The sequence below is a fragment of the Providencia sp. JGM181 genome (assembly GCF_018257375.1).
GTDB classification, from domain to species: Bacteria; Pseudomonadota; Gammaproteobacteria; order Enterobacterales; family Enterobacteriaceae; genus Providencia; species Providencia lanzhouensis.
On sequence record NZ_JAERJY010000026.1, the window covers coordinates 23,688 to 31,030 of the forward strand.

A 7,343-nucleotide genomic window follows, 5' to 3' on the forward strand; every position below is an offset into this window, starting at 1 on the left:
GGATAATTCTCATTTCACCCTCTTCTTAAGTAGCTTCATTTTTATTGAATACTTTTTAGCACATTTTTCGTGCAGCTTAAGAATAAGGGATATCCATGGCAATTCAATTCACACTCGGTCGATTCAAGCCGATTGCGCTGTCACTGGCGGTCACCAGTGCATTAGTCAGCCAATCTGCTATCGCCCAACAAATCACTTTCTCATTACCAGAACAAGGATTGGCGAGCGCTATTGATCAAATCAGTCGCCAAGGTCAAGTTTCACTGCTGTATGACAAAAGCCAGCTCAGCGGCCTACGCGCCCCCGCCCTTTCTGGCCGCTACACCCCGCAAACCGCATTACAAAAAATTCTTATTGGTAGCGGGTTAGAGCTGGTTAACGAAAACGGCATGCTGGTTATTCGTCCTCAAAACTTAAACCAAGGCACGTTAGTTTTACCTGAAACCCAAGTGTCGGGCGTGGTGCAAAATCACCCTGCCATGGATGTCATGTCTGCGCCGCAATACGTCACCTCAGAAGAAATCAGCCAAAAAAATACTGGTGACGGCAATATTACCGATTTAATGAAAACCAACCCTGCCGTGCAGTTTGCGAATAACGATAGCAACTCCATGAACCAAGGGGAAATTAAGCCTTCCCGTATTTCTATTCATGGTTCCAGTAGCTACCAAAATGCCTATCGCCTTGATGGCGTGAGCTTCAACAATGACTTTGACCCTGCCGACAGTGGCTTAGGTGAAACCGCCACGCGACTGAGCAGCAGCGACCAAGGAATTTACATCGATAGCCGCTTGATTGATAGCATGGCCGTTTATGATAACAACATCCCTGTGGAATTCGGTGGCTTTACGGGAGGAACCGTTGAGGTAAACAGCCGTCGTTGGCAAGGTGAAAATAGCGCCCACGCATACTACCGCTTAACCCGTTCTGGCTGGAATAATCTGTTCCATGATTCGACTCAATCTATCGATACCACCAAAAACGACACCGCCAACCCAGCTCGCTTCCAAAATCGATACGATAAAAATGATTTCGGTGGCTGGTTTGAATTGGGCGTGACGGAAAATTCAGGAGTGGTGTTCTCAGCATCTCGTCGTAGTTCGACGATTCCGATGACGGTGACGGGTGGAACGGGAGTGACACTCAATGGTAACGGTGAACTAGAAGAAATTTATTCCGCAGAAGGCACCAGAAAACAGCGTCGTGATTCTGATAACTTTTTCCTGAAATATACGATGGATCTGACTCCACGGGACTCTGTTGACCTTTCTGTAAACTATGCAAAATACGATAGCTATCTATTCGCTAGCTCAGTATTAAACTCAGGCTATGACAGCACTCATGATGGTCTTGGGTTTACTGGTGTATTCAAACATGAATTTGATATCGGGAAATTAGAGTTAACCGCCAGCACACAAGATCTCAAAGATGATCGTAAAAATGATCAGAAAGATTATGTGGAGCTGCTGGATTATAGCGATTGGAAAAACCCACAATCCTTACGCAGTGGTGGTCAAGGTGACTTAACCACAGAGCAAAGAATGCATTCTGCAAAAGCAGTAATGCGTTTAAACTCAATGGTAGATGGACTCGGAATAACCCACCAGCCAACACTGGGTTCCGAAATTGCGTATACCAAAGGCACCTATAAGCGTGATAAAGACTATTATCGTTACCGTTTTGTGGGCAATGCGGATGATCTCCAATGGGTTGGTGCGGCACAAAATATCACGCGATTCCAAGCTGGCACACACTCGGCTGATTACACCAATTACGCTATCTTCCTCGATGATAATCTGCAATATGGCAAATTAACCTTACGTCCCGGCGTTCGCCTTGATCGTGATGACTTTGTTAATCGTACTAACGTTGCCCCTCGTCTTTCAGGTACCTATGACTTATTTGGCGATAAGCAAACCCTGCTAATTGCAGGAGCAAACCGTTATTACGGTCGCTCAATGCTGACTTATGCCCTGTATGGTGCGCAGAATGCGGGAATGCAAAACTGTACCTTTATGTGCGATGTCGATCCTAGCAAAAACGATTGGGATGATGCCCGTGACTACGAAGGGATCGATTCTCTTAAAACCCCTTATAACGATGAGTTAACCCTCGCACTGCAACAAGAAATCTTATCGACCACTTGGCGCTTACAGTATGTTCACCGTGAAGGTTATGACGAAGTTCGTACCCGCACCAAATACGACAGCCGCGATGCCAATAAACGCAGCATCCGTATGTATGACAACGGTGGACGTAGCTCTCACGATACCGTGACATTATCCGTTAACAATAGCCAACCGTGGGAATGGGCAGAGGCATCACATGTGATGACCGCCTCGTTCACGTGGCAGCAAAGCGAAAGTAATACGCCGAAAGACTCTGGCTATAACTCATTCGATCCGGGTAACAAAGTTAACCTCAACAAAGTGTGGTATGACGGCAAAGTGATTGATTCATCAAAACTGCCATCCACCAGCTTTAACTCGCCGATTAAGCTTAACCTAGAGATGACCAGTGTTTGGGATGAATATGACGTCACATGGTACAACCGCCTGCAATGGTGGGGGTCTCGTGACCAAGCGGTTCGTTATGACAACGCTTACTACACCGATCCTGAATATGGTCAGTTACGCAAATACACCAAGCAAAACTTTGCGAGCAAATACACATGGGATACCCGCCTAGGCTGGAAACCTGACTTTGCTTACGGCTTTGGATTCTCGGTTGAAGTAAATAACGTACTGAATAATAAAAATATTGCAGACCGCTTTATGTTCAATGACCGCACGATCAAATCTTACGATCCGGGTCGTCAGTTCTGGCTGCAAGTGAATTACGATCTCTAAGTGATAGCCGTGCGCAATGTCAAACACATAACCTAAGAAATCGAGTCATGAAGACCATTAAACAATTTCTCTATTTAGTTAAACCTTTTTGGGGGCAGCGTGCTGCCCTTTTGTGCTGGGTGCTGCTGTTTGCCTCGTTAGGGCTTACCCTTTCTTCCGTCTGGTTCAATGTCAAAATGAACATGTGGAACGGGGATTTCTATAACGCCCTGCAAAAGCTAGACGGACAAGCACTGTATGGGCTGCTGCAATACTTTGTGATTTTAGTCAGTGGGCTGATTTTTGTGGTGGTGATGGGCACCTACCTCAAGCAGATGCTAATTATCCGTTGGCGTAAAGGCATGACCGAGCAAGTACTTGGTCGCTGGCTTTCGGGCAACAGTAAGCACTATATGCTGAGGCTCGCCTCCCAAGAGCCAGATAACCCAGACCAACGTATCGCAGAAGATATCCGCTTACTGATTGAATCCACACTGAATCTGTTAGTCACCTTCCTGCACTCAATGCTGACATTGATCTCCTTTGCCGCGATTTTGTGGACCCTTTCAGGAAGCCTTTCATTTAATTTCGCCGACAGCGATTGGACCATTCCAGGCTATATGTTCTGGGCCTGTATTATTTACACCATCATCGGCATCGCGCTAACCCAGCTCATTGGTTTCCCACTGCGCCGCCTGCATATGGATAAACAGCGCCGTGAAGCAGATTACCGTAGCTCGTTAATCAATTGCCGCCAACATGGGGACGCTATCGCAGGGCAACGGGGTGAGCCACAAGATCGCAAAGAGTTGATGGCCCGCTTTAGCGAAATTATCCGTAACTGGAACCAACTGATCCGTTGTGAACGTAACTTATCGTTCTATACCGTCGGTTATCAGCAAGTGACCGCCCTCGCCCCTGTTTTACTGGCATTACCTAAGTTTTTAGCGGGTGAAATTATGCTGGGTGGATTAATGCAGCTACGCCAAGCGTTCACCAGTGTTGCGACTTCATTGGGCTGGTTTATTTTTGCCTATAAAGAGATTGCGGCATGGCAAGCCACCGTCGCGCGTCTGTATAACTTCGTGGTGTTATTGGAGAACGATAAAACCCCAGAAGCTACTATCAACGAGGATAGCCTACCGTTAACAGCAAATGTAAGCCTGTTTACGGCAGATCATCGCCCACTACTGAGCACCGTTGATCTTAGCATCAATAGCGGTGAGCTGATGTTAATCTCCGGTCGTTCTGGTATCGGTAAATCCACGTTACTGCGCACATTAAGCGGTCATTGGCCATTCTTTGACGGCAAAATTACACGTACGGGTAACGTCATGTGGATCCCGCAGCGACTCTATTTGCCGATAAGCCGTTTAGATAATTTATTGGCTTACCCACAAGATGCCAGCCAATTTACAGCTTCGGATCTGAAATATGCGCTAACCCTTGTTGGGTTGGAAAAACTTCATTCACAACTGGCTTTGGAAACCGATTGGAACAACCGACTTTCTGGCGGTGAACAGCAGCGCATTATGTTTGCGCGACTGCTTCTGAATCGACCTAAGTTAATGCTATTGGATGAAATGACCTCCGCTCTTGATGAGCCAAGTGCACTCACTTTACTGAACATGCTGAAAGCTCAGCTTCCCGCCAGCAGCATCATTTTGGTTAGCCACCAAGGCTTTATTGACCAATTAGCTGACAAGCATCTGCGTTTATCTGAAACAACGCGAAATACCCCATTTATGACAGGAGCCCCAGAATATGCTTCGTAAAATTACCTTGGTCGCCATCATTGCCGCACTTTTAGGCGGCTGCGTTAACGGCGCACCTCGACAATCTGGTGAGCAAACATTGCTGCCAGTACGCCAAGATCTGCAACATTATCAACTCGATAATGGGCTGCAAGTTTACTTACTTCAGCGCAACCAACCAGGCGTTGAGCTGCGTTTACTGGTCAATGCGGGTTCATTGCAAGAAACTGAGCAACAGCTCGGTTTAGCTCACTTCACTGAGCATATGGCGTTTAAAGGCACCCAACATTTTCCGGGTACCACTGGCTTTAAGCAATTAGAACAACAAGGGCTGAAACTCGGTAGCCACGTCAATGCGATCACCAGCATCAACAGCACTCTATATAAATTATCCTTGCCAAATGCCACGCCAGCGCAAGTCAGCACAGGATTACAAGTGATGGCGGATTGGGCGGCGAATATGACCTTCGATGCAGAAGCATTTGAAAAAGAGCGCCCTGTCATTATTGAAGAGTGGCGCTTACGTCAAGGCATGGGCTATCGCATTAATGATAGCCTCGAAAAATTGCGTTACCACGGTAGCCGCTACGCAGAGCGTAACCCTATTGGCTCTCTTGATGTGGTTCGCCAAGCCCCTATTGAACAAGCCAAAGCCTACTACAAAACGTGGTATCAACCTCAGCGCATGAGCTTATTGATTATTGGGGACTTCAGCGCATCAACAGTACGTGATGAAGTAAAAACCTTGTTTGCGTTACCGAAGCCGGAAACAATTTCCCAAGATTCTCCAGAATGGAAGCGCTTTGCTGATTCCAACAATATGCTTGTTCAAGGGATATTTGATAAAGAACAAGGTGCGCGCTACGTTCAGTTTTCACTACAAAAAAATGTCTCCGCGCCGCTGAATACTCGCCAAGGTCAAACCGACGATCTGATGGATAATTTATGGTTAACCATCTTGAATCAACGTTTTTCTGTGATGGTCGATAACGGTATTTTGCCGTCCATTAGTATTAATGAACAAGGGGCAATGCTAGATAACCAACGCCTTCAGCAGCTGATGATCATCCATCCCAAAGGCAATGACTACGCGGGCGCCACCGAAATTCTGTTTACTGAGCTACAACGCTTAGCGACCGAGCCTGTAACGCAACAAGAGTTGGATAGCGCTAAACAAGGCATGCTGAAGAAACTCAGTCAACAAGCGGGTTCCGAGCAGCGTTACAGTAATGAATACTTAGCAGGACAACTGACCACCGCACTCGAATATGAGATGCCGATGTGGAACAAACGCCAGCAGTTGGATAATAGCTACCAATTAACCAAAAATATCCAACCTCAAGACTTACAGCGCCATGTAGCTAGCCTTTTACAGGTGGCATCCCCACGCTTAGCACTGATTGGCCCTGATACCGATGAAAAGGCCGTCAACAAACAGACCTTCAGTGAACAGTGGCAACGTATTCGCCAAACACAGCCGGGGCCATTCACGCTGCGTTCTCAAGCCATTAGCCTGAAATTACCCGTTGTAGCAAAAGGCACAATTACCGAACAAACGTCACTTCCTATCGAAAAAACGGAACAGTGGACACTTAGTAATGGCATCAAAGTGATTGTTAAAACGGATAAAAATCTTAAAGATGATATTCAGTTTAACTTACAGCTACCGGGTGGTCGTTCCCTTGAAACCCTGCAAACCGCAGGCTTAACCGACTGGGCAATGAAACTGCCAGAAAGCAGTGGTTATGGCAATTACAGCGCCCGCGACTTAGCGTTATTGGCGAAACAAAATCAGATCAGCGTTCGTCCTTATAGTGAGTTGCTCAACCACGGCTATCGCGGTAAAACCCCGATTGATAATCTCGAAACGGCGTTGCAGTTACTGAATTTAAAGCTGACCGCACCGCAGTTTAGTGGAGAGAAGCTCGAACAGCAGAAGCAGGCTTTTGCTCTGAATTTATCGAAAATGCCTGTAGAGCGCACCTTCCTCGACCATATTAATCAGCAAAGTTACCAACATGGCGAGCTGTTAGTGATCTCCCCTGAAGGAGCTTGGAAAACCTTTACCGCTCAACAGCTTCAACAAGCCAACCGTCAATTACTCACTTCTACTTCAGATATGACGCTGGTGATCACTGGTGCGATGAATGCCCGCGAACTGAAACCATTATTGGAGCAGTGGGTTGCGACGTTACCTGCCCATGATGGCAAACTGGCATGGCGCAACCAAGGGATCATGCCGAAGATGGCAAGCTTTAATCAGCAATATCCAATCAGTAGCAGCGATAAGAGCATGATAAGTATTCAATTTGCTGCACCTGCCCAGTGGTCTCAGCAAGATCAGCTGGCTCTACAATTGATTGATACTATTGTTAGTCAACGCCTACGTAGCGAATTGCGTGAAAAAGCCAGTGGTATTTATGCCCTTAGCTTCTCGCAAATGTTAGCCAAAAAACCACAACCGTATTACACCGGACGCTTAAATTTCACCACAGCGCCTGAACGCGCTTCAGAGATGGTGACGTTGGCACACAATACCGTTGCGCAGCTGCGCCAAACAGGTGTAACGGAAAAAGAGTTAACGGAAGCCAAAAATATTTGGCTCACTGAAAATGCGCAAGTCACTGATAGCGCTAGCTATTGGACTGAAGCCCTCGCACAAGTTGCGGCGGATGATGGGCAATATCAACGCCTCACGCAAGAACGCGCGGTGATTGAGTCCTTAACACTCCCACAGATAAATCAATTAGCTAATAAATAC

General features: G+C 46.8%; 3 protein-coding genes. All 3 read left to right on the plus strand.

Annotation, left to right across the window (positions count from 1 at the left end; translation table 11 throughout):
• Window positions 1-95: 95 nt before the first annotated feature.
• Window positions 96-2,849 (plus strand): secretin and TonB N-terminal domain-containing protein, encoded by a 2,754-nt coding sequence (locus JK188_RS05810; RefSeq protein ID WP_211886729.1) that lies wholly within the window; start codon window positions 96-98, stop codon window positions 2,847-2,849.
• A 47-nt stretch (window positions 2,850-2,896) separates the two neighbouring features.
• Window positions 2,897-4,603, plus strand: coding sequence for an ABC transporter ATP-binding protein/permease (locus JK188_RS05815; RefSeq protein ID WP_211886731.1), 1,707 nt, complete (start codon window positions 2,897-2,899; stop codon window positions 4,601-4,603).
• Window positions 4,593-7,343, plus strand: a 2,751-nt coding sequence (locus tag JK188_RS05820; RefSeq protein ID WP_211888629.1) for a M16 family metallopeptidase, incomplete at its 3' end; no start/stop codon positions are given. The genes JK188_RS05815 and JK188_RS05820, both read left to right, overlap by 11 nt.

What these genes read in the sequence shown, in the direction of transcription:
- JK188_RS05810 (WP_211886729.1), top strand. Translation starts at nt 96, where the DNA reads ATGGCAATTCAATTCACACTCGGTCGATTCAAGCCGATTGCGCTGTCA.
- JK188_RS05815 (WP_211886731.1), top strand. Translation starts at nt 2,897, where the DNA reads ATGAAGACCATTAAACAATTTCTCTATTTAGTTAAACCTTTTTGGGGG.